Annotated in this window: 17 protein-coding genes and 1 tRNA gene; 14 read left to right on the top strand and 4 right to left on the bottom strand. The window is 60.2% G+C overall.

Going from position 1 to position 20,134, the window contains the following annotated elements; genetic code table 11:
• Positions 1 to 365: 365 nt before the first annotated feature.
• From XI05_RS14115 to XI05_RS14065, 11 genes are all read left to right on the top strand, one after another.
• A complete protein-coding gene (locus XI05_RS14115) occupies positions 366 to 623 on the top strand; it encodes a hypothetical protein (RefSeq protein WP_271502454.1) in 258 nt (85 codons plus the stop codon).
• Positions 624 to 1,235: 612 nt separating this feature from the next.
• Positions 1,236 to 1,754: a hypothetical protein gene (locus XI05_RS14110; RefSeq protein ID WP_271502452.1), complete on the top strand. Its 519-nt coding sequence runs from the start codon at positions 1,236 to 1,238 to the stop codon at positions 1,752 to 1,754.
• A gap of 10 nt (positions 1,755 to 1,764) precedes the next feature.
• Positions 1,765 to 3,573 (top strand): phage terminase large subunit family protein, encoded by a 1,809-nt coding sequence (locus tag XI05_RS14105; protein ID WP_271502450.1) that lies wholly within the window; start codon positions 1,765 to 1,767, stop codon positions 3,571 to 3,573.
• A gap of 6 nt (positions 3,574 to 3,579) precedes the next feature.
• Positions 3,580 to 3,924 carry a hypothetical protein gene (locus XI05_RS14100; protein WP_271502447.1) on the top strand — a complete coding sequence of 115 codons (345 nt, stop codon included), beginning with the start codon at positions 3,580 to 3,582 and terminating at the stop codon, positions 3,922 to 3,924.
• Positions 3,925 to 3,930: 6 nt separating this feature from the next.
• Positions 3,931 to 5,646: a phage portal protein gene (locus tag XI05_RS14095; protein WP_271502445.1), complete on the top strand. Its 1,716-nt coding sequence runs from the start codon at positions 3,931 to 3,933 to the stop codon at positions 5,644 to 5,646.
• A gap of 268 nt (positions 5,647 to 5,914) precedes the next feature.
• Entirely contained in the window at positions 5,915 to 6,673 is a 759-nt protein-coding gene (locus XI05_RS14090) for a hypothetical protein (protein ID WP_271502443.1), read from the top strand.
• 15 nt (positions 6,674 to 6,688) lie between these two features.
• Positions 6,689 to 7,024 (top strand): hypothetical protein, encoded by a 336-nt coding sequence (locus XI05_RS14085; protein ID WP_271502441.1) that lies wholly within the window; start codon positions 6,689 to 6,691, stop codon positions 7,022 to 7,024.
• 148 nt (positions 7,025 to 7,172) lie between these two features.
• Positions 7,173 to 9,446: a phage tail tape measure protein gene (locus XI05_RS14080; protein ID WP_271502440.1), complete on the top strand. Its 2,274-nt coding sequence runs from the start codon at positions 7,173 to 7,175 to the stop codon at positions 9,444 to 9,446.
• Positions 9,443 to 9,868 carry a hypothetical protein gene (locus XI05_RS14075; RefSeq protein ID WP_271502438.1) on the top strand — a complete coding sequence of 142 codons (426 nt, stop codon included), beginning with the start codon at positions 9,443 to 9,445 and terminating at the stop codon, positions 9,866 to 9,868. The genes XI05_RS14080 and XI05_RS14075 overlap by 4 nt, the downstream gene beginning before the upstream one ends.
• Complete coding sequence (locus tag XI05_RS14070) at positions 9,868 to 10,200, top strand: hypothetical protein (RefSeq protein WP_271502436.1); 333 nt, start codon at positions 9,868 to 9,870, stop codon at positions 10,198 to 10,200. Before XI05_RS14075 ends, XI05_RS14070 begins: the two co-directional genes overlap by 1 nt.
• A 739-nt stretch (positions 10,201 to 10,939) precedes the next feature.
• On the top strand, positions 10,940 to 11,248 hold the full coding sequence (locus XI05_RS14065; protein ID WP_271502434.1) for a hypothetical protein: 309 nt from the start codon (positions 10,940 to 10,942) through the stop codon (positions 11,246 to 11,248).
• A gap of 950 nt (positions 11,249 to 12,198) precedes the next feature.
• On the opposite strand, the gene XI05_RS14060 is transcribed toward XI05_RS14065, so the two are convergent.
• The 4 genes from XI05_RS14060 to XI05_RS14035 form a co-directional block, all read right to left on the bottom strand.
• Positions 12,199 to 12,288 carry a DUF3892 domain-containing protein gene (locus XI05_RS14060; RefSeq protein ID WP_271502483.1) on the bottom strand — a complete coding sequence of 30 codons (90 nt, stop codon included), beginning with the start codon at positions 12,286 to 12,288 and terminating at the stop codon, positions 12,199 to 12,201.
• A 987-nt stretch (positions 12,289 to 13,275) separates the two neighbouring features.
• A complete protein-coding gene (locus XI05_RS14050; protein WP_271502432.1) occupies positions 13,276 to 13,827 on the bottom strand; it encodes a YfbU family protein in 552 nt (183 codons plus the stop codon).
• A gap of 405 nt (positions 13,828 to 14,232) precedes the next feature.
• Entirely contained in the window at positions 14,233 to 15,348 is a 1,116-nt protein-coding gene (locus tag XI05_RS14040) for a tyrosine-type recombinase/integrase (protein WP_271502430.1), read from the bottom strand.
• Positions 15,349 to 15,458: 110 nt separating this feature from the next.
• Positions 15,459 to 15,563: transfer RNA gene (locus tag XI05_RS14035), tRNA-Glu, on the bottom strand.
• 508 nt (positions 15,564 to 16,071) lie between these two features.
• Here XI05_RS14035 and XI05_RS14030 point away from each other — a divergent pair.
• From XI05_RS14030 to XI05_RS14020, 3 genes are all read left to right on the top strand, one after another.
• The gene (locus tag XI05_RS14030; protein WP_271502428.1) at positions 16,072 to 17,484 is read left to right on the top strand and encodes a hypothetical protein; all 1,413 of its coding nucleotides are present in this window, start codon (positions 16,072 to 16,074) and stop codon (positions 17,482 to 17,484) included.
• A gap of 250 nt (positions 17,485 to 17,734) precedes the next feature.
• The gene (locus XI05_RS14025) at positions 17,735 to 18,193 is read left to right on the top strand and encodes a hypothetical protein (protein ID WP_271502425.1); all 459 of its coding nucleotides are present in this window, start codon (positions 17,735 to 17,737) and stop codon (positions 18,191 to 18,193) included.
• Positions 18,194 to 18,334: 141 nt separating this feature from the next.
• Positions 18,335 to 20,071, top strand: a complete 1,737-nt coding sequence (locus XI05_RS14020) for a type I secretion system permease/ATPase (protein WP_271502423.1) — start codon at positions 18,335 to 18,337, stop codon at positions 20,069 to 20,071.
• Positions 20,072 to 20,134: the final 63 nt, after the last annotated feature.

Here is a 20,134-nt window from a genome sequence, read left to right as displayed (position 1 = left end):
TAACAACGAAGAACGGACAACACATGTCAGTGCTCAAAGTTGATCTGGACGGAAGTAAGCTAGAACAATGGGCGACTGTGTTGTCCACGCGCGGGCTTCGGAACTCCATAAGACGCGCGATTGATAGGTCAGCAACGGCCGCAAGGAAGGCTGCGCTAAAGATCATCGCGCAAGACGCGGGTGTCCCCGTCGCTAGGATCAGGCCGGGCGTTACTAAGTTGCGGCGGACCACGCAAACGGACCTGAGCGCGAGCTTCACGGCTACGAAGCTTCGCATCGGCATCTTGAACGTGTCAGGAGCTAAGATCGGTGCGGGCGGACTGACTGCCTCGACTCACCGCTTGACGGGCGGCGGCTCGTCTTCGTTGAAGATCAAGAGCGTGTTCCTGGTGCATGCCAATGGTGGTACGTTTGTCGCCTTTAGGAAGACCCGCGAGCGGCTGCCGATCAAGGGTGTTTACGCAGAGCACCCAGGCACAGCCATGGGTCAAGAGGGCGCAGCGGCTCGCACAGCGTGGGAAAAGGAAGCGAATAAGCAACTCGCTGAACGACTGCCGACCGAGCTTCAGAATCAGCTACTGGCCGAGGGCTTGCCGTACACAGCGCCCGCCGACAACGATTGATGGGGACCAATGAACGACAAACACAAGTTGGGCGATCTGCCAGCGGTTGCCGCGTGGCATGACGAGCGTGCCTCGTCAGCTTATCGCAAGCGGGCCTTTTCAGTATCGCGCAGACACACCTCTATCGCTGCCAAGCTCCGACGAACCCACAACCTCCTACTCGCTCGGCAACTGCCAGAGAAAATGCCGAGCGAGTTCTGAACTAAGACCAGCCCGCACTAGGACGGGCGCACCCCTTCGCGGTTTTGGACATGCCGCTTGACGGGACGTGCGCCACCCGGAGTGCAGGGCACAGCGCGTGGCGCCTTAGCGCGCCTGGCAGTCCGAAAGGGCGCCACGCGCACCCAATACCCCACGCGGCAGGCCGAGCAGCTTAGCTCTCGCGTCAGCATCGCCCGTGCGCCCCGAGGAGCACGCGTGGACTACGTCACCGACGCAGCCGAGCGCACACGACCGCACGGGCGATCACAAGCAGTACCCACGCGGAAGCCCGTGAGGCCGTGGCAAGCGTCCGCGCTTGGGTCCCCTCCGAGCCCCTCCGAAGGGCCGAGCGGGCCGCGGCCGCAGTTTTTCGATTAAAGCGAACCTACTTTTTGATAGCAGAGAACCATCATGGGCAGGCCGAGAGGCACAATCCGCAAAATCGCCGACGAAACGGGCCTTGATCAAGCGACCGTACGCCGCGCGCTCGCGGCTTCCAACTTAACCGAACGCGACTGCGAGGCCGATTTCTCAACAGCCATCGAGACCGTCGCAGCAATCGCAGACGCGGATCGCATCATAGGCCACGCATCTAACGGCAGAGGCGGAGGTGGGGGTAACAGCTCGGATTACGCAGCTGCTCGCGCTGAGTCTGAGAGGCACCGCGCTGAGAAGCTTCGCCTTCAGAACGAAAAGCTAGCTGGGAGTCTGATCGACCGACAGGTGGTGACCGACACTGGTATCCGCATATTGGCTGAGGCTCGTACTGCCTTCCTGTCACTCGGACTCCGCGTCGCTGATCGATTGGTCGGAAAGACAGACGCGCGCGAGATCGCGCGAGCCATCGAGGCCGAGGCGCGAATTGTGCTCGGTGAACTCGCCGATGACGAGAAATTTTTCGAAGCGCTCGACATCGAGGCGCTGACTTAGGACATTCGCAATGATCGACCACGACATAGCGCGAGCATGGTTGCGCGCGCTTGCGCCGCCGCCGATTGTCGCGCCGACTACTTTCGCCGAAAGCCAGATCATCCTCCCAGCGAGCGTCAACGCACTGCCGCGACCGCTACGTCTTTACCCATATCAGCGAGAGCCGGTCGATTCGGTCGCAGACGATGACGTTGAAATCATAGTACTTATGCTCGCTTCGCAAACCGGAAAGTCGACCACCATCAATGCGATTTTGGGCCACTGCATCGCGAGCGATCCCGGCCCTATGCTGCACGTCTCCCCGACCGGAGGCCGCTCGGAAGAGTTCGTTCGGGAACGCTTTGACCCGCTTGTACTGTCGTCCCCCGCATTGCGGGCGCTGATCGGCAAGGGCCAAGACACCCGAAAGGGAAGTAGCGGGGGCGTCAACTCGGTCACGGCGAAGAGTTTTCCTGGCGGGCAGCTCAGTTTTGCGTCGTCGTTCAAAGCCGACGAACTTGCCGCTCGCGCGATCCGGTTTCTGTTTCTCGACGAGATAGACAGGTTTGCCGCATCGGCAGGCGCGGAAGGTGATCCCATTGGCTTGGCCGTGAAGCGAACGAAGACGTTCGAAGGCAAGGGCCGAAAGATTATCATCGTCAGCACGCCGACGACGCGCGCCGGCTCCAGAATAAATGCGTGGCATCTAAGGGGAGATCAACGGAAGTTTTTCGTCAAATGCCCTGACTGTGGGCATTCAGAACCGCTTGCCTTTGAGAACCTCAAACGGGTGCCCGGCAAGCCCGAGACGGCCCACCTAATTTGCGAGGCTTGCGGCGTTATCCATGACGAGCGTGCCCGCCGGTCAATGATCGAAAGCGGGAAGTGGCAGGCTACCGCATTAGGTGAGAAGGGCATTCGCTCTTATCACCTGACCGAGCTGTCGTCGCTCTTCAGTACCATGGCGTCGGTCGCTCAGCAGTACGAGGCGGCCGTAACGCCAGAGCAAAAGCAGGCGTTCTACAATACGACGCTCGCGCAGGTCTACGATGCGGGCACCGAAGTAGAACTGTCGTCATCCGAGTTGCAACAGCGTGCCGAGAAGATCGCGCCGCCCTATGCGGCGAATCTTGTCTTCATCTCTGCGGGTGTCGACGTTCAGGCGGACCGGCTTGAGGCGACCTTTCTCGGAGTGCACAGCGATGAGACGTTCAGCGTGCTCAACCATCTCAAATTGATGGGTGACACAAGCGGCGATGCAGTATGGCGCCAGCTTGACGAAGCGATGGGGTCGACGTTCAAAACGACAGACGGGCGGACGTTGGCCATTCAGATACAGGCCATCGACTCCGGCTTCAATGCCGATCAAGTCGTCAAGTTCGTGATGGCACAACGTAAGAAAGCGCGTGCCGCTTACGCTGTGAAGGGCAAGGAAGGCTTTGACCGCATGCCGCTCGCACAAGGCGGGCGTCTGAAGGGACAGTTGCGGTTGCTCATCGTGGCGTCTGACGCAGGCAAGCTCGCGGTGCAAAAAGCGCTGGCGCTGCAAGAGATCGGACCCGGCTACATCAGGCTGCCTGATCACCTTGACGCTGATTACTTCGAGGGCCTCGCCTCCGAAGAGCTGCGGGTCAAAGTCATTAAGGGCGCACCGCGTTACGCCTATCACCGCACAGTGAAACGCAACGAGCCGCTAGACTGCCTGGTCTACGCGACGGCCATAGCGAAACACCCACACGTGCAGGCCGTGATCACAAAGCCGTCTGTGCCTGCACAACCTAAACCGTCATCAATTACCGAGTCGGCCAAGCGTTTGGCCGCGCTCTCGCAAACGAGGTAACCCACTATGTCTAAGAAACCCACCGTCGCCGCGACTGTCAGCGGAGACCGCAATGCCGCTATCGCTGCCGAGCGCCTGCGCATCGCGGCTATTCTCGAAAGCCCCGAGGGCAAACGCAATCCGGCAATGGCTCAAAAGCTCGCGCTCGGCTCGGTTCTTGATGCAGAGACCGCTCGCAGCATTCTTGCTGAGGCCCCGGCCGCTAACCCGTACCTGGCCGCCGCAGACCGCGAATGCCCAATCGGGCTGAGCGCTTCCACCGTGGACATCGCGGCCGACCCGAAGGCTGCGCGCCTCGCCGAGATCAAAGTCGGCATGAACGCCTTCAACGCCAGCCGCAAGAAGGGCTAACCCAAAATGGCTAAGCGATCCACGCGCAGTCGGCCGTCACGGTCGATTGCCGCACAGAGCGCGATCAGCTCCGGCGCTGCTATCACCAACAACATGGTGGGCGTGTCGGAAGCCAAGGCCGGAATCATGTCCGGCACCGATGGCAGCAAGCCTTCGCTGGTTTGGGCTCGTTACGACGGTGCGCCCTTCACGGCTGGAAATCTTGGCGGCTGGCAGCCCTATTGGGGAATGCCGGGCTCAGAGATCAGCCGGGAGCGAGCCTTGGTGTCTTCGGTCACCGTCGACCTGCTTATGTCCAATCCGGTCATCGCCGCGCTCGTTGAGGGCTTCTCGACTTACGCGGTTGGCAACGGGCTCACGCTGTCGTCGCGTCCCAACTACGCCGCGCTCGGCATCACCAAAGAAGCTGCGGGCGAGCTGAGCCATCAGATTGAAACGGCCTGGCAAGCTTGGGCAAAGAACGGCGCCGAGTGCGACGCGTCCGGCCGTCACTCGCTGCATCAGTTGGCCGTCGCTGCTTATAAGAGCTTCTTGCTCACGGGCGAGACATTGTTTGCTATTGACTGGCAGAAATCAGTCGGCGCGGTCTCGCGCACCAAAGTCAATATGCTTGACGTTCGTCAGCTCGACCAGACCATCACCCGCATCGCGGAAGGCAATGGCGGGGGCAGCATCATGCAGGGCGTGCAGTTCGATACGAACGGCAGGGTTGAAGGATACTGGATCAGGCCCTTCGTGCTCGGCAGCTTCAGTTCGGCGCCTCAGGCTGTCTTCGTCAAGGCACGCACGTCATGGGGACGCACGAGAATTGGGCATCTGTTCGACTTGATCGTGCCCGGCCAAATCCGTGGCATCTCGCCGCTAGCTGCCGCACTCACCCCCGCGCACTCAAAGTCGACGCTAAGAGAGTTCGGACTCGCCGCCGCGCTTGTTCAGTCAATGGTTGCCGCGACGGTGGAGTCGGACTTGCCCCGCGATGCAGCGCTGCGGTCACTCACCACTGCCGATGCAATGGATATGCCTGCTCCGGCCGGTGTTTCGCCTGAGGCCTGGGCGGAAGCGCGCGCATCGTACTATGAGAACGTTAAGGTGAACCTCCAACCGGGTCTAGTCACCCACATGTACAGGGGCGACAAGCTGGTAATGCACCGGCCAAACAGCCCGAACATGGTTCACGACGTGCTCGATAAGAGCTTGTCGCGAGAAGCGGCGAAGGCTGCAGGCTCATCGGCTGAGGACGTGAGCGGGGATTACTCGCAAACGTCCTTCAGCGCTTCGCGCCTTGCGCAAGAGCTGCCTTGGCGGATCAACAAACGCAGACGTTCGGCAATTGTCGAGCCGTTCTATCAAGCTGTCTTCACTGCATGGCTTGAGGAGGCTTGCGAGACGGGCCGCATCCGTCTTCCGAACGGAGCTCCCGCATTCTGGCAGGCCACAGACGCCTACAGCACCGCTGTCTGGCGTGGCGAGGGTAAGCCGGTTGCCGATCCACTGAAAGCCGCTCAGGCTGACATTCTTGAGATCGAAAATGGCTTGTCGACGCTTGAAGCAAAGCTCGGTGAGCGCGGCCTCGATTTTGAAGAGGTGCTTGCTCAGCGAAAGGCTGAACGAGAACAGTTGGAAGCGGCTGGGCTGCCTCACCCCGTGCCAAAAAATCGCGACGACTTCGACCCCGAAGGCGACGAGCGGCCCGCAACATCAGGAAATCGAACCGATGACTAAATACACGCCAAGCGTCGATAACCCGTGCGCAATGCTCTCTGCGCTGCGCGCGGCGTTCTACCAACTCTTAGCGGGGCAAGCCACGGCCCAGGTCCGTAATGGGGACATGTGGACCACGTGGCATCGCTCCGACGCTAAGACGCTGCAACATGAAATCCGTCGCCTCGAAGCCGTCTGCGAAGGCGGCTTGAGCGCGGGGCGCGCCGTCCGGGTTGGACCGTATGTCCCGATGGGCGCACAACGCCATCACCGATACTGAGGTCAACGCATGACTACCGTCTACACGCACCCGGCTTCCCGCCGAGACGTACTTCTCTCATCCGGCGAGACGATGTCTCGCGCGGACGCTGAGGCGCTCGGTTATGACATCGCTCCGTACACGGACCTGCTGAAGCCAAACGAGCGCATCGCCACTCGACATTCAGACCATCTCGACCTGGCAGTCCTACCGCCTTTCGGGCTGACAGTCACCGAAACCACCGCAAAGACAATGGGCTTCGCCATCACGAAAGATGGGGCGAAGCGAAATGCACTGCGATCCGACGCGTCCGCCGCATGGCGCACGGCCATTTTTACTTCACCCGAGGCGCAAGACAGACCAACCGCGACGGCCGAGCTTGTTACGTCGCGCGGACCTGAAAGCCTCTCAGCCGATCAGGCCATCAGTTTTCTGCGTGGCCTTCCCATCGAAACCACCGACATCAACACAGAAGAGACCACCATGACCAATGACGACCCGCGCGCTGCACGCCTTGCCGAAATTCGCAGCACCATGAACGCATTTAACAGGAACAACGGCTACAAGGCTAAGGCGTCGCGCGCAGATGCAAGCGCCGTCGAGCCCGCGAAGCTCAAGCGCCTCGCTGAGATTCGTTACAGCACGCTGTACACGAACGGCAAGGGCATGACGCAAGAAGCGAAGCAGATCAAGCTCGCGCTCGACACGCACGACAAGATCGGAACGCCGCTGGTGCAGGCCCTGGCTCAGCTTGGCGTTGACGCATCTACGCTCATTCCGCGCACCTAATCGAGGATCGCATACATGACTACCGAGACCTTCACCTTGACGCGGCCGCTCAAGACACACAACGGAGAGGTGCTCACGCTTACTCTGCAAGAACCGACGGCAGGAGCGTTCATTGATTACGGCGAGCCATTCACGCTCAAGCCGCGCAAAGGCGAGGACGGCGAGCCGGAGGGCGTGACGTTCGTTTACGACAACAACAAAGCGTTCATGCGCTTTTTGGTCGACATGATCGCGGAGAAGGGCATCGACGATCTCGTTTTGAAGAGCATCAGCGCGAGCGATTTTCAGCGCCTCCGAGGCGTCGCGACCAACATCATTCTGCTCGGGGTGCAGGACGAGCGCCCTACGTAACCGTCCAGCGCATGGTCGCGGTCATGATCCGCGATTACGGGGTGCAGCCTTCGGAGCTGCACTCCATGCGCATCGGACGGCTAGTGGCACATATCAAGATGCAGGCGGACCTCACTAAAGTTCGCAAAAAGAGTGCAAGGTAGGACGGATGTCTAACCCTTCAGTAACAGCAACAATCTCCGCCAATGATCAGGCAACGCCCAAGCTGCGCGAGTTGCTTGAGCTGACGAAGAAGCTAGACCAAACATCTAAAGCCCTATTCCGTGAGAGCACGGGCAGCGGGTACACCAACAGCTTCCGGCAAGCCACCTCGGCCGCCGTTCAGCACCTTTCCGTGCTGGAAAAGATTCACAAGGTCCAATCGGCAATTGGTGCGACTGTGGCGGGGGTCGCAGGCGCGAAGGCGTTCCAGTTAGCCCGTTCGGCTGTTTCCAACTACATCCCATACGAACGGGATGTTCGGTATCAGCGGGCAATTCAACACTATAGCAATGCCGATATGGCTCTGTTGGAGCGACAGCGCATCAACGCGGCGACGGTCTACGGACTGAAGCCAGAAGATACGCTGCACGCTCAGCAAGCCTTCGTCACCCGGAACTTCTCAGCCCCGATCACTGAAGCCGCGACCAATCAGGCTATCGTGCTCGCCAAGGCCCTGAACGTCCAAACGGCTGAAGCCGCAAAGATCGTCGAGGGCCTGACGTTCGGGCAAGGCATCCATTTGCACAATCCGGCTCAGGCTGCCCGCGAGATCGCCCGATCTTCGGACCTCGCGGCCATCGCCGCAAAGGCGGGCGCGATGTCACCGGAGGACATCACCCAATTCGGCAAATTCGGTATCGGCATGTCCACGGCTGCCGGTATCAGCGCCGAACAGGCGTTCGCTGCGGCTATGACGCTGAAGCGGGCGAACGTTGGGGGTGACGAGTCGGGCGTCTTCATGCGCCAGTTCGCAGCGCGCCTGCTCGCGCCGACCAAGCAAGCCTTCGAAGCGTTCGCCCATATGGGCATCAACTATGCGGATTATGCCCCGCAGGGGAATGTCAATCCGGATGCTATTGATGCTTCGCTGCGTCGTCGATACGGCAAAGGACTATCTGAGGCAGGAAAGGCAAAGCTGACGGAAGCCTTCGGCGACGAGTCCCGAAACGTGCTCGGCAGCCGAGAGGACTTCAGCACCGCGGTTCGGGAGGCCGTTGAGGCGAGCGGCGAGAAGCTCTCGAAGATGGACCAAAAGCATTTGGTCGATACGGCGCTTCGTCAGTACGACCTTGCAAAGGGCTCGCTGAACGGCGGGGCGCTCTTTGACGCGATCCTGCAAAAGGCCAGCGCTCGGGATATTCAAGCGATCCTCGGGGACAAGCAGGGTGGCCGTGCGTCCCTTCTGCTCGGTGCGAGTGACCAATATGGCGAATATCTGGAAAAGCTGAACCACGGCGACGGTTTCGCACAGAAGATCGCCGAAGAGCGCATGCAGGGCTTGGCGGCGGCCGTCGACAGGCTCTCAGCGTCAATCGACAGCGCTGAAAAGCAGATCGTGAAAGCGAACGAAGGGTGGCTGACGCCGCTCGCCGATGCCGGTGCAAAGCTGGCAGGGTTTGCCGCTGGTCTGTCGGACGCTCAGAAACAGGCGCTCAGCGTCTCAGCGGGGCTCGCCTCGCTGTCCGGCTTAGCGGCTGCCGGTGCCACCATCGCCTCTGTCATATCGAGCTTCACGGGCCTAGCGGCGAGCGCCAATGTGGCGTCTGCGGCCTTGACCCGGATGGCAGGCGGCAGCGCGCTCGGAACGGCCACCAGCGCAGCGGGAGGCATGGCTGCGGGCGCGGCAGGCTCGCGAGCGGCATCTATCCTGGGCGGCGCTTCCAAGGGCCTCGGATGGCTGTCCCTCGGTGCGTTGTTCGGCCCTACGCTTTGGGATGAGATCGGCAAAGAGGCGGCGGGAACTGACGACGCAAAAGGCGGGGGGGCTGCAAACTATCGGCGAAACCTGGCACGATTGCGGGCGACGCGTGGCAGCGAGTACGAGGATTTGGTTGGTGATGAATCCAGCCCGTTTGATCGCTATCAGCCCGCCAACCCCTGGAAGCGTCGGCGCGGTGCGACTAGCGAATACCTTCGCCAGCTTGGCGCGTCGGAGGATATGGATGGCAGCCGGTTCGGTTGGCAGGACTCAATTCGCGCAGTCGCTCAGTCGTCGGGCTTCAAGGACGTTGCCGTCACTGGCACCGTGACCGGCGAAGCCGAGCTGCACAACAATATTCAAATCGAGGTCAAGCCGTCCACCTACTTCGAGTCGCTGGTCAAGCGGATGGAGGCGGTAGCCAACATGCATTTGAACGGTCAGCTCGGGGCCGGTCTTCAAGGGCCGGGTGACAATTCGGTCAAGCCGATGCAAGGCCCGCCGACAGGAGCGCAGGAATGACGTGGTTATTTCCAGAGGCAAACGATTGGCGAGCGGGCATGCAGGAAGTATCTGCCGCAATCGACGACACGATGGGCGAAACCGTGGTTGTAACTCCGGTGCGGTCGGGCGGTGTGAACTTCCCCACCATCCCCGAGCCCGAGCGGTCAATCAGCACAACGGCGGTTTTCATGGCGAAGCCAGAAACGGTGGTGATGGGGGACAACAAAGTACATTCGCGCGGCCATGCGTTGAGCCCGCTCATCTCGACAAGCGTTCCCGTGTTTAGCTTCGATCACAAGTCGCTGCCGTGGCCGCTCAAGCAGGGTTACCGGATCAAGCTTTGTCGCACAGGCGCAGTCTATGAGGTAACAGACCCCAAGTACGACAGCGTCGCGCGAATCGAAGCTAAGGTCGTGCAACTCGGCAGGGACGCAACATAATGGGAGTAGTCAAACTTCAGTTCGCGCCGCGCACTGCGGCCGTCGAGACTGATACGCCAGATGTCCTGGCCCATGCGCTCGCGAAGCTCAGACAGTGCGGGGGCGATGCAATCAACGTTCTGCGCTTGACGGATGAGCTGCCTGAAGTCGTGTTGCCGTTCCTTGCGTGGGCGGCTTCACGTCGGCAGGACATTCCGGCTCGCGCCATTCGAGTCGTGATGAAATGCTGCGGCGAGCCGATGCTTGAGAGAGCGCTTGGCCTTCACCGGTTGCGGCAACTGAAGCAGAGATATGGGGAGATCAGCCTGCCGTTCGCGGCGCGAGCGACTTAACGCCACCCAACCTATCAGACTGTAGAACGATCAGAGCGGTCTCCACGCGAGTTTCATGACCACCAATCCTGGTAGGTCACTTCGGATAGCTTTCCCGCTAGTATCCTTTGCATCCCGTGGCAACGGGCCTAACGGGAAAGCCGGACGGGTTAGCCTTTTGATACCCAGGCTGGCCACCGAAGTTAGCAGCACGCGATAGTGACCGTGCTTTCCTTTGCTCTCCAGAGGGAGGCTCACGTCGCTTCTGACTTCCCGGGAAGTGCGGATGCGGCAGGGACAGCGCCTTTATCTAAGGCCCCCCGGTCGATAAGGACGCCGAGTCGCATCCACGCTGCTTTCCCCCAACGCCATCAATTTATCAACGGGGCGGAGGGTCGAAACGTTGTTGGTTTTGTAAGGATTGTCACCTTACAAAAATCCAGTAAAATCAGTTGCTTAGAGCGGTTTTGGCGTTGACAGAAACGGCACGGTTGTGCATTGTATGGTTGCACGGTCGATAGATCGTGTGGGGCGTGACAACCCCATTAGAGGCGCCCAAAGCGCCGAACCTCGAACGGCGCTATTTTTGTGTCCGGATTTCCGTTCGATGTTCCGCACGGCGGGAGGGCAGCGATATAAGGCTGGAAACAGCACGAATAAGCTCGCCTGTCCTCTACAGGTTGTCAACCTCCCGCCACCAGCGGAGAGGCTTCCACCAGTCTCTCTGCGAGGTTTTTGACAAGCCTATAGGGGAACTAAAATGGAAGTCATCCGCAACGTCTCGAACTCGAAGACCTTCAACACCGCAGTCGATATAGCCATCGTCACACGCATCAGCCTTGAGCGCGACTCAGATGGCGCTTGGTGTGAGACGCACTCCCGCCTGATGCACAAACCGAACGGCAAGCTCTATCTGATCGAAGAGACGCAAGAGCCGGGAGGTCGTGAGGTCGTAACGCCTATCAGCCGCAAACATGCAATAGCTTGGCTTATCAGACACCCGGCGCGTCGCCCGGGGGGTGCAGCCGCTGATCGTAAGTGGGCCGAACGCCTTTTGTCTGCGGCCTGAGTGCGAAGCAGATGTACGCGTTTGATCACATTCGCCGCTACTACTGGGACGAAGCGGCCTATAAGCGCTACTGGCGCTACATGTTGAGATGCTGAAAGACGACGGCCCGCGTCAGAAGGCACAGGGCCGTCCCAGGGTTCTCAGTCCTGACGGCAAGCGGCCCCATACGGGCCGCTTTTCGTTTGTATATTGCCGCGCGCGGGCCTCGTCAGCTTTTGGAAAGCTAGCCCGAATACTCAGCCATCGAGCTTAGCGGCGCGTGGCAGGGACAGCGCGTGCCCAGGTGTACGCGAGGGGGCTAGAGCGCCGAGTCACGTCCACCGCTAATCTCATTGCAGCGCGGGCACGGTAGGGACAACGCCTGATTCTTATCCTGACCTGGCGCCGAGCCGTGCCCGCGTTGCTTCCGGTCACTGAGACTGATCGACCAAGCGCCTGGCGACGACCAGTCCTGGTAGTTGTGCCACGGGCTTTCCTGACGATACTTTCCGCCGTCAGCTTCAGTCGCTTGACGCTGGCCATGTTGAAGTTGGCGGGGCGTGGTAGGGACAGCGCTCTAACTCCAGCCCTAGGGCGCCGAGTCACGTTGCCGCTAACTTCTACAAATGGGTCCAAATGGACGGTGATCATCAGCGTGACAAACCTTCGCCCGCAGAGCTGAGACGTTCGGAGCGGATACTACGGGCCGATCAGATCGCACCTCGGGGCCTCACAAAGGCCAACGCAGCCGCCTATTGCGGCTGCTCCGAGGACGCGTTCGACACATGGGTTAAGAAGGGCTTGGTGCCCGGGGCCATCCCGGGCACTCAGCGTTGGGATCGCAAGGCGATTGACTGGTATCTGGACCGGGCGTCTGGTCTGAATACGGATACCGCAGCGCACGATCCTCTGGCAGACTGGCAGGCTTCTAGGCGTGCAGGCCGGTGAGCGCGATCTGGGGTTGATAACTATCACGGACACTCAGGGAGCGAGAGGAGATTGTTCGGCTGAATTCCGTCCGCTGTTGTCTTGATGTACTTGTGCCCTTCGTGTTTGGCCACGTCAAACTAGCCGTGAGCCCGTCTTCCTGGATATAGAATTCCCACGCGCCGCTTTCGATGTCTCTGATCGTCTGAACGACAGATTGCTTCCACTGACTTCCGTTCGAATATACCCCTCCGATGCTGCTGATTCTCTCGTGTGGATTCGTCCTGTCGGTCTTGTGGCGATGTACAAGACCACCCGCGCGAACGCTCAGTTCCAAGAGATTTGGGCGATCCCGCTCGCCGAAAGGAAAACGCCAATGACGAATGCAGCCTATCACCGCACGCGCTGCCACTCGCTAATGTTCTCCGGTATGCCCAGGTTTGAGGGGTCTCCGTTCGAAGGCCAAGAGCATGTACCGTTCGCCAAGTCTTCGGCGGCTGAGGATGGCGAAGCATAATGCCCCAATGTCTCACCACCAAACGTGACCGCAAAACCCTCCCCAGTCGGAACGATCTCAGCGACCCCTGCGTGAGTTTTGTAAAACCACTTCACCATCTGCAACTTTCATAGCGCTGTGTTTCACGTCGGAATGTACCTCGACGGCGCCGAGGATGCTCGCACCACCTTACGTTCTCGTCCCCACCAATTTTGATAGGTGCCAAGGCCACTTCTTAGCCATACAAAGTGGTCGCACCTTGAGAACTCAGCCTCTCGGGAGCAAAGGTGGCTAGCTGGTGCCCAGAGACGGGCAGCCACCACCGCTTGAGACGCCCCTACATTGTAGGGTACAGGCGAATGGATGCACATATTCGAGCGGTACATCACGTCCCTACGCTCACAGGCGCTTGCGGTGCTTGCAGCCAATCAGGCCCGCGCGGCCGATCAGTTTTTGAGCCTGGCAGATCGCCAAGTCGCGACGTTTGCGCGCATGAGAGCTTCGCACAGACCGGGGCGCCAAATCTAGAGGAGCTTCACGGGTTGGTGACGCGACTCCTTGATGAGCAGATGGCGACTGTGCCTGACGCGCAAGCGGGAGAATTACCTGCCAATGACGCGCCCGCCTAGCGATAGCTTGGGTGCACCCGCGCCTTTAGTATCTCGGTCAACTCAGCCAAATTTAGTCTTCGATTGTGGAGCCTATTACGGATCGGTTCGAACACACGGTACATGCGCTTGTACGCGTCAACTGAGTGACTATGCGAATTGAGATTGCGCCCCTTGAAGTAATCGAAGCGATGCCGCATGTCGTTCAACATGTAACTAGCAACGTGGTAGTGCGGCTCGTTGTTCGCGTCGAAACCCGGGAATTTGACGTCCGTTCCGAAAGGCTCTGCATCTTTCTCTAGCTGCTTCTTTTCGGCTGGCCCCAATGCCTCATAGCCTTCCTCCAGGAACATCCACATGTCGAGGAAGTCTGTCGTTTCCCGCACTTCGGATGGGTCCTCGGCAGCCTCGAACGGAATTCCGGAAAGCTCCCAGTTGAAACCCCATAGCTGATCTTTGAAGATTGTGTTGGAGATGAAATCAGGGTCGAACTCACCTTTGATCTTCATCGCTTTGTAAATGTCAGCAAGCATGAGGAGGATTAGCTTCTCGCCGTCCGATAATTTCATAGATCGCTCCCGGTATATTGGCGTCTATTTGCACAATCAGTGCGTGCGGTACAATAGCCACATACAGTAGGGGCGAGTTGAGACGTCCAACGCTGGGGCTATTTAATAGACAAGTTTTGAAAGTCTATGCGACTACAGGGCTGATGCTTGTCGCCCCTGAAGGTCTGCCGATGGTCAGAACGGAAAGCCCCAATCAATCCGCGTTCACGCGCCCTCGCAGGGGATTGCGTCGTGAAGACGCGGCGTTCTACGTCGGGGTGTCTCCGTCCACATTCGACAAGTGGGTTGAGGACGGCACGATGCCGAGGCCCATCAGGCGCGGCGGCGTGGTCTTGTGGGACATGCGACTGATTGACCGCGCCTTCGAAGTCCTCTCGGGCGATGCGGAAGATGCGAACCCGTGGGCTAGTGTGAGCCTAACGCGGCAATAGCCTGCTTGGCGAGCAGCCTTTGCTCCGCAGCCTTCGTGTACCGTTCCAGTTCTTTCAAGCTGTCGTGCCCTGTGATGCTGGCAATCACCTTCAGTGACAACCCCAGCTCGGCAAGTCGACGGGCTGCCGCGAAGCGCAATGTGTGGGGACTGCATTGCGTCGTGATCCCGGCTGCTTTGCCCCAGGCTGAAAACTTGCCGGTGAACGACTTGTCGCTGTAAGGCTTTCCGCGTTCAGTCAGGATGAATGCTGGCGCATCCGCTGCGATCTTGCAGGCCTTGAGCGCGGCTGCGAGTTGTGCAGCTAGTGGGATTTCCAGCTCTTTGCCGGTCTTGTTTTGTCGGACTTCGATGCTGCTATCGTTCAGGTCATCGAGATCGAACTTGCCGCCGACCACGCTGTGAGGCCCGAGCCTGACCGCATCGCCGCGCCGCTGGCCGGTGTAGAGCAGTACGGTCATAGCGAGATGTTGCCGAGTACCGAGGGGCCACCGCTCGAAAAACTTGGCTATGTTGGTTTCCGATAGCGTGTCCCAACCTTTCTTCGCGCCTTTCGGCCGACGCTTCTTTTTGATGTCCTTGGCCGGATTGTCCTTCCGGTACTTGTGGTCCTTGGCGAACGCCATGAGCAGCCGGAAGATTCGCCGCGTACTGTTCCCGGCTTCTATGCCGCCTTCAGCAGCCCGTTCGTCGACCATACGCTGAATGTCATCCTCCGTGATCTTGGCGACGGGCAGGCTTCCAGCGGCCTCTTCAAGCCGGGCGAACAACCTGGTGTAGTTGTCCTGAGTGACCTGGCCCAGCTCGGGGAACTTGGACTTTTTGTAATGCCGGATAAGGGCCGCCATACTGCCAGCGGGAACGGTTTTGACGGGCGTGCGCTGCTTGCCAGCCTCAGGCGCGCTCGTTGCCCGTCCGGCCTTGCTGCCCGCCTCCAGGGCGGTTGCGTAGGCCCGCATGAACTCTTCCGACCAGGGCAGCCCGGGCAGGGTGACGCGCGGTATGCCTTTCTTTCGGACGTAGTGGCGCGGATGGCCGTGGCTGTCTAAAAAGCCTTGCACATAGCAGGGGAGTCTGCGGCGGTTTTGCATGCCTGAGCATGGGGGAATGAGGCCGCAAGTGTCAAGGTGGCCGTTCGTGAGGTCGCTGAATTGACAGTCGCGATAAAAATATCAATAAAATCAAAGGTGAATTTTGGTTCTGGCGCTCCCTAGGGGAATCGAACCCCTGTTTCAGCCTTGAGAGGGTAAATCGATGCCCTCGATGATCATCGTTGAGAGTCCTGCGATGGAGACCTTCCGGATGTCACGCCCGGCTCGCATAAGCAGGCGTTACCGCACCAGTTTCGCACCAGAAACGACCCAACCGAAGCGTAACGAACGCGATCAAATTCAAACAAAAGGTCAGCAAAATCAACGAAGCCAATCGCTATCCCGCCGCTCATAACGGTCTGGTTGCAGGTTCGAGTCCTGCCGGGCCCACCAATCAATCGATCACTTTGCCGGGCCGCGGCAAGCACTCCACTTCCGCTGAAGCGGGCGACACGAGCTTTGGCCGCGACCCAGGTCGCAATACGGTTCAAATCCGGCAATGCGCCGGATTCATTTTGGCCGCAGGCGAGATGAGTGCGCGGACCGGGGGAATTGATGCAAAGGCTGTAACCGCACCCGAACGGATGTAGCCGATGTTGCGGCTGCCAGACGAGCGCTATATCCGAACTGACGGCTGGGCATTCGACCTTCCCGGGACGACATTCTCTCCGGAGTGCAGAACCCGTCCGATTGCGCGGAGCGATCGCGATGAGGGAGGCTACGATGGATTTTACGCGGATGTCGGATGCAATCCGGCTGCATCACGCCTCTCATCACCACGATGGGTACGATGGCGCGGGCGAATTGGGCCCTGCCCCCAAAGCTCCGTTCATGGCTGACCCGGTCGGCGGCGGCGCCCTGGTCCATCGTCCCGGCCCGTTTGCCGGTCCTGGAGCATACGCCGCGAGCGCGAATATCCAGCATAAAGACTCCGACCCGGTTCAATCCAAACATCCCCCATCGGGGGGCGAGATGGGCAGCCACGCCGGCAACCACGCTGCAGCGGGCCTGGATGTTTCGTCCACGAAGCCTGCTGCCGGCGCATCCTTTGCCGAGAAGGGCATTGCTTCGGTCGAGAGTGGGGCGAACACGGCAGGGAACGGCGGGGATGGCCATTTTTACGGAGGTATCATTCACGCGTCCCTGTTGATCTACGAACCGATCAACATTTCGATCAGCGCGGGATACGGCTCGGTCGCCCTGGCCAACCAGTCCAACGATTTGAATGTCGATCAATCCGCTTTTCAAATGGCCGGCGTCGGCGGCCATGGCGGCAATGACAACATTGCAGCGGGTGGGAGCATCGGTACGTTTTCAGGCTCCGGCGTGATTGCGAGTGGCGACAACAGCGCCGGAAACGGCGGCAGCGGCCATTTCTCGGGTGCGATCGTGGACGCTCCCGTGGTGATCTATCATCCGATCAATATCGCGTTGGCGAGCTCGGGCGGCACTGCACATGCAAATCAGTCGAACACGGTCGACATCGACCAATCGGCCACGCAGATCGCGGGCGTCGGCGGAAGTGGCGGACATGGCAATGTGGCGGCCGGCGGCAGCGTCATCACGCTCGACCCCAGCTGGGGATCGAGCGTCTTTGACGTTCAAACGGGCGGAGGCCAGGCCGGCAATGGCGGTGACGGCATGTTCTACGGGGAAGTCGTCCATACCTCGTTTGTCGTGTACAACCCGATCAACATCGCAATCGCGGGCTATGGCTCCAGTGCTTACGCGGTCCAGATAAACGATGTCTCCGTGGATCAATCCGCGGTTCAGATCGCTGGCATTGGCGGGCACGGCGGCAACGACAACGCCGCAGCGGGCAGCCATGCAAGCCTTCTCTCCCATCATCTGTGGGGCGGGTCCGATACGATCGCGACCGGTTCGAACAGCGCAGGCAATGGCGGCAACGGTTATTTTGCGGGCAGTCTGATCGACGTCAGCGTCGCGATCTATGCACCCATCAACATAGCAATCGCAGGTCCACATTCGACGGCCGTGGCCGATCAGGTCAACAACGTGCACATCGACCAGAGTGCGACCCAGATCGCCGGCGTTGGCGGAGACGGCGGCTACGGCAACCTCGCGCCAGGTGGCGATGCCGCGCACCTCCTGTCGGATCTTCACCTGGTGGCATAGCGAAACGTCGCATCGCTCACATGGCCGATCGCATCGCGGCACGCGGCCTCGCCACTCGCCGCATGCAAAGCCCGCGCAGAGGCGCCTCCCCTGACGAAATGTCGTACTTTCGTAGGTAGGCCCACCAAACCTGATGATGTTCGATTTGACATCTATCGCTCTCGCGCACGGGCGGATCAGACTTGCCGTGCGCGTCCGCCTGATCGGGATGGATGTTGCACGACAGCCAACAAAACGACGGAGGCCTCAAATGATGCCAAAGGCAATCAACATCTCGGATACGATCAAGGTCAAATCGATCGACACCGGTGGTCAAAGTGCCGGAAATGGCGGCGACGGTACTTTCAAGGGAGCCATCATCAGCAAGCCGACTGTCAACTACGATCCGACCAACAAGGCGGAAGGCGCCGACGTGCACGTGAGCACCGGCGATCACGTCAAGCAGACGGCGGATTGGGATGCCGGCGGCGCCAACGCCAAGGCCTCGGTGTTCTCCAAGGCTCATGGCGGAGACGCCGAGTCGAACGGCAGCCAGAAGTCCTACAGCGGCTACGATACTTCCAAGGTCTACGCCAATACGGATGCCACCCAGATCAACAAGGTCACCGTGGACCAGCACCAGGAAGTGGTCGCCGGCATCGGCGGCGATGGCGGAGACGGCAACTTCGCATGGGGCGGCGGAGTGACCTTCCATCTCGACACGCTCTGACGAGCCGCTCGTCCGACTGGCGGGACCGGCTGCCGCGGCCGCCGGTCCCGGATTTCGCGCCAAAGATCTACCGATGCGGTTGACGGATTGCGTTGACCGTCAGTCAAGTGCGCCGGACCTCGATTTCAGGCGGTGACGATCATGCTGATGCCGCCCATTCGGTTGCCCATCCTGCCGCAGATCCGGACGCCACTGCACACAGCCCTCCGGTCCTGCGTGGGACCGCTAGGTCTCGTATTCGCATATAGCTGCAGTTACAATCTGCTACTGTTTGCGCCCTCCATCTATCTTCTTCAGATCTACGACCGGGTGTTGTCGAGCCGGAGCGGCGACACGTTGCTCCTGCTCACGCTCATCGTCGCGATCACAGTGGTCGTCGGCGGCGTGTTCGATGCATTGCGGCGCGCCGTCCTTGGACGCCTCGGCGCCTGGCTCGACGATCGCCTTCGTCCCTGCGTGCTTTCGGCCGGTCTCGAATCGGCGTTTCGCAGCGATTGGACGCAAGCGTCGGGCGCATATCGGGACCTCACCGTGCTGCGCCAGTTCGTCGAGTCCGGCTCATGTACGATGCTGTTCGACGCGCTCTGGGCGCCCTTGTTCCTCCTTGTCCTCGTTCTGATCCATCCCCTGCTTGGCGTGGTGGGCGCCTGCTGCGTCGCCTTCCTGTTCGCACTCACGGTCGCCGGAGAGCTGGTCACGGAAGACGTTTTGCTCAGGTCCAGCGCCGCGCTCTCCAGAAGCTACGGTCGCCTTCAGACTGCCGCGTGCAACATCCACATGATCCGCGCGATGGGAATGTTCGATAGCGCCGCGCGCATGATCCACCGTGACGCGCAGCACGCGCGCAGAGAGCACGATGTGGCGCTCCGGCGAGGCGAGATCGTTGCTCTGGTCGCCAAGCCCGTTCGCGCGCTGTCGCAGGTCTTGATCATGGGGGCTGCCGCCTGGCTCGTCCTCGATCACGGCAAAAGTCCGGCAATCATCTTTGCTTCTACGCTGATGTTCAGCCGGGCGCTCGCACCGGTCGAAAGTGCTGTCGCAGGCTGGAAATCACTCGTGACGGCCGTGAGCGCCTGTCAGCGGCTCGGCGCGCTTCTCGCCGCATTCCCCGTCACCCGGCAGGAGAGCGCGGGGGTTTTCCCGCCGCTGGCACGAACTGGCCTCGTCGTCGACAATGTGGGCGTGTGGCTTGCCGGGACCGATCATCTTCTGCTGAACGGCGTCTCCTTCAGCCTCATGCCCGGAGAATGCCTTGGCATTATCGGTCCGTCCGGGTCAGGCAAGTCCTTGCTCGGCCAAGTGATCGCGGGGCTGTCTATGCCGACGCATGGCCGTGTTCTCCTCGACAATACCGACGTCTCGCTGCTCCGCGAGACCCGAAACGGCGACGGCCTCGGATATCTCCCCCAGGACATCAATCTGATCGGCGACACCATCAACGACATCATCGCACGCCTTGAAGATGCGGACCGGCAAAAGGTCGTCGAAGCGGCCAAGCTCGCCGGAATCCATGGGGCGATCATGCGCCTGCCGCAGGGTTACGACACGGTGGTTCACAATGAAACAATCTTCTCACGCGGGTATCGGCAGCGCCTCGGTCTTGCCCGCGCCTTTTTCGGCAGTCCACGCCTCATCGTTCTCGACGAACCCAACGCCAGCCTCGACTACGGCGGCGAGCGAATGCTCCTGGATGCCATCGAGCGCATGAAGCTCGCGGGCGTCATTCTTGTCGTCGTCACTCACAGGATGGGTCTCCTCGCCGCCACGGACAAGATTGCCATCATGGAAGACGGTGCGGTCGCCGCGTTCGGCGACAGCGAGGACATCTTCGAACGGCACCTGAGCCGACCCCAGGTTACTTCACAGGTTGCGCCATGATCTGGAATTCTCTCACCACCTGGAAGCATCCTGCCGTCGCCAGACTTCCCATGATCTGGGACC

It is taken from the genome of Bradyrhizobium sp. CCBAU 11357 (genome assembly GCF_028128865.1).
Classification (GTDB): domain Bacteria; phylum Pseudomonadota; class Alphaproteobacteria; order Rhizobiales; family Xanthobacteraceae; genus Bradyrhizobium.
Note: the sequence above shows the minus strand (reverse complement) of the source record. Positions and strands in the feature narration are given on the sequence as shown.

Bases quoted from the DNA above. Each gene is read 5' to 3' on its own strand.
- XI05_RS14110 (WP_271502452.1), top strand. From the start codon at position 1,236: ATGGGCAGGCCGAGAGGCACAATCCGCAAAATCGCCGACGAAACGGGC.
- XI05_RS14105 (WP_271502450.1), top strand. From the start codon at position 1,765: ATGATCGACCACGACATAGCGCGAGCATGGTTGCGCGCGCTTGCGCCG.
- XI05_RS14100 (WP_271502447.1), top strand. From the start codon at position 3,580: ATGTCTAAGAAACCCACCGTCGCCGCGACTGTCAGCGGAGACCGCAAT.
- XI05_RS14095 (WP_271502445.1), top strand. From the start codon at position 3,931: ATGGCTAAGCGATCCACGCGCAGTCGGCCGTCACGGTCGATTGCCGCA.
- XI05_RS14090 (WP_271502443.1), top strand. From the start codon at position 5,915: ATGACTACCGTCTACACGCACCCGGCTTCCCGCCGAGACGTACTTCTC.
- XI05_RS14085 (WP_271502441.1), top strand. From the start codon at position 6,689: ATGACTACCGAGACCTTCACCTTGACGCGGCCGCTCAAGACACACAAC.
- XI05_RS14080 (WP_271502440.1), top strand. From the start codon at position 7,173: ATGTCTAACCCTTCAGTAACAGCAACAATCTCCGCCAATGATCAGGCA.
- XI05_RS14075 (WP_271502438.1), top strand. From the start codon at position 9,443: ATGACGTGGTTATTTCCAGAGGCAAACGATTGGCGAGCGGGCATGCAG.
- XI05_RS14070 (WP_271502436.1), top strand. From the start codon at position 9,868: ATGGGAGTAGTCAAACTTCAGTTCGCGCCGCGCACTGCGGCCGTCGAG.
- XI05_RS14065 (WP_271502434.1), top strand. From the start codon at position 10,940: ATGGAAGTCATCCGCAACGTCTCGAACTCGAAGACCTTCAACACCGCA.
- XI05_RS14050 (WP_271502432.1), bottom strand. From the start codon at position 13,827: ATGAAATTATCGGACGGCGAGAAGCTAATCCTCCTCATGCTTGCTGAC.
- XI05_RS14040 (WP_271502430.1), bottom strand. From the start codon at position 15,348: ATGCAAAACCGCCGCAGACTCCCCTGCTATGTGCAAGGCTTTTTAGAC.
- XI05_RS14030 (WP_271502428.1), top strand. From the start codon at position 16,072: ATGGATTTTACGCGGATGTCGGATGCAATCCGGCTGCATCACGCCTCT.
- XI05_RS14025 (WP_271502425.1), top strand. From the start codon at position 17,735: ATGATGCCAAAGGCAATCAACATCTCGGATACGATCAAGGTCAAATCG.
- XI05_RS14020 (WP_271502423.1), top strand. From the start codon at position 18,335: ATGCTGATGCCGCCCATTCGGTTGCCCATCCTGCCGCAGATCCGGACG.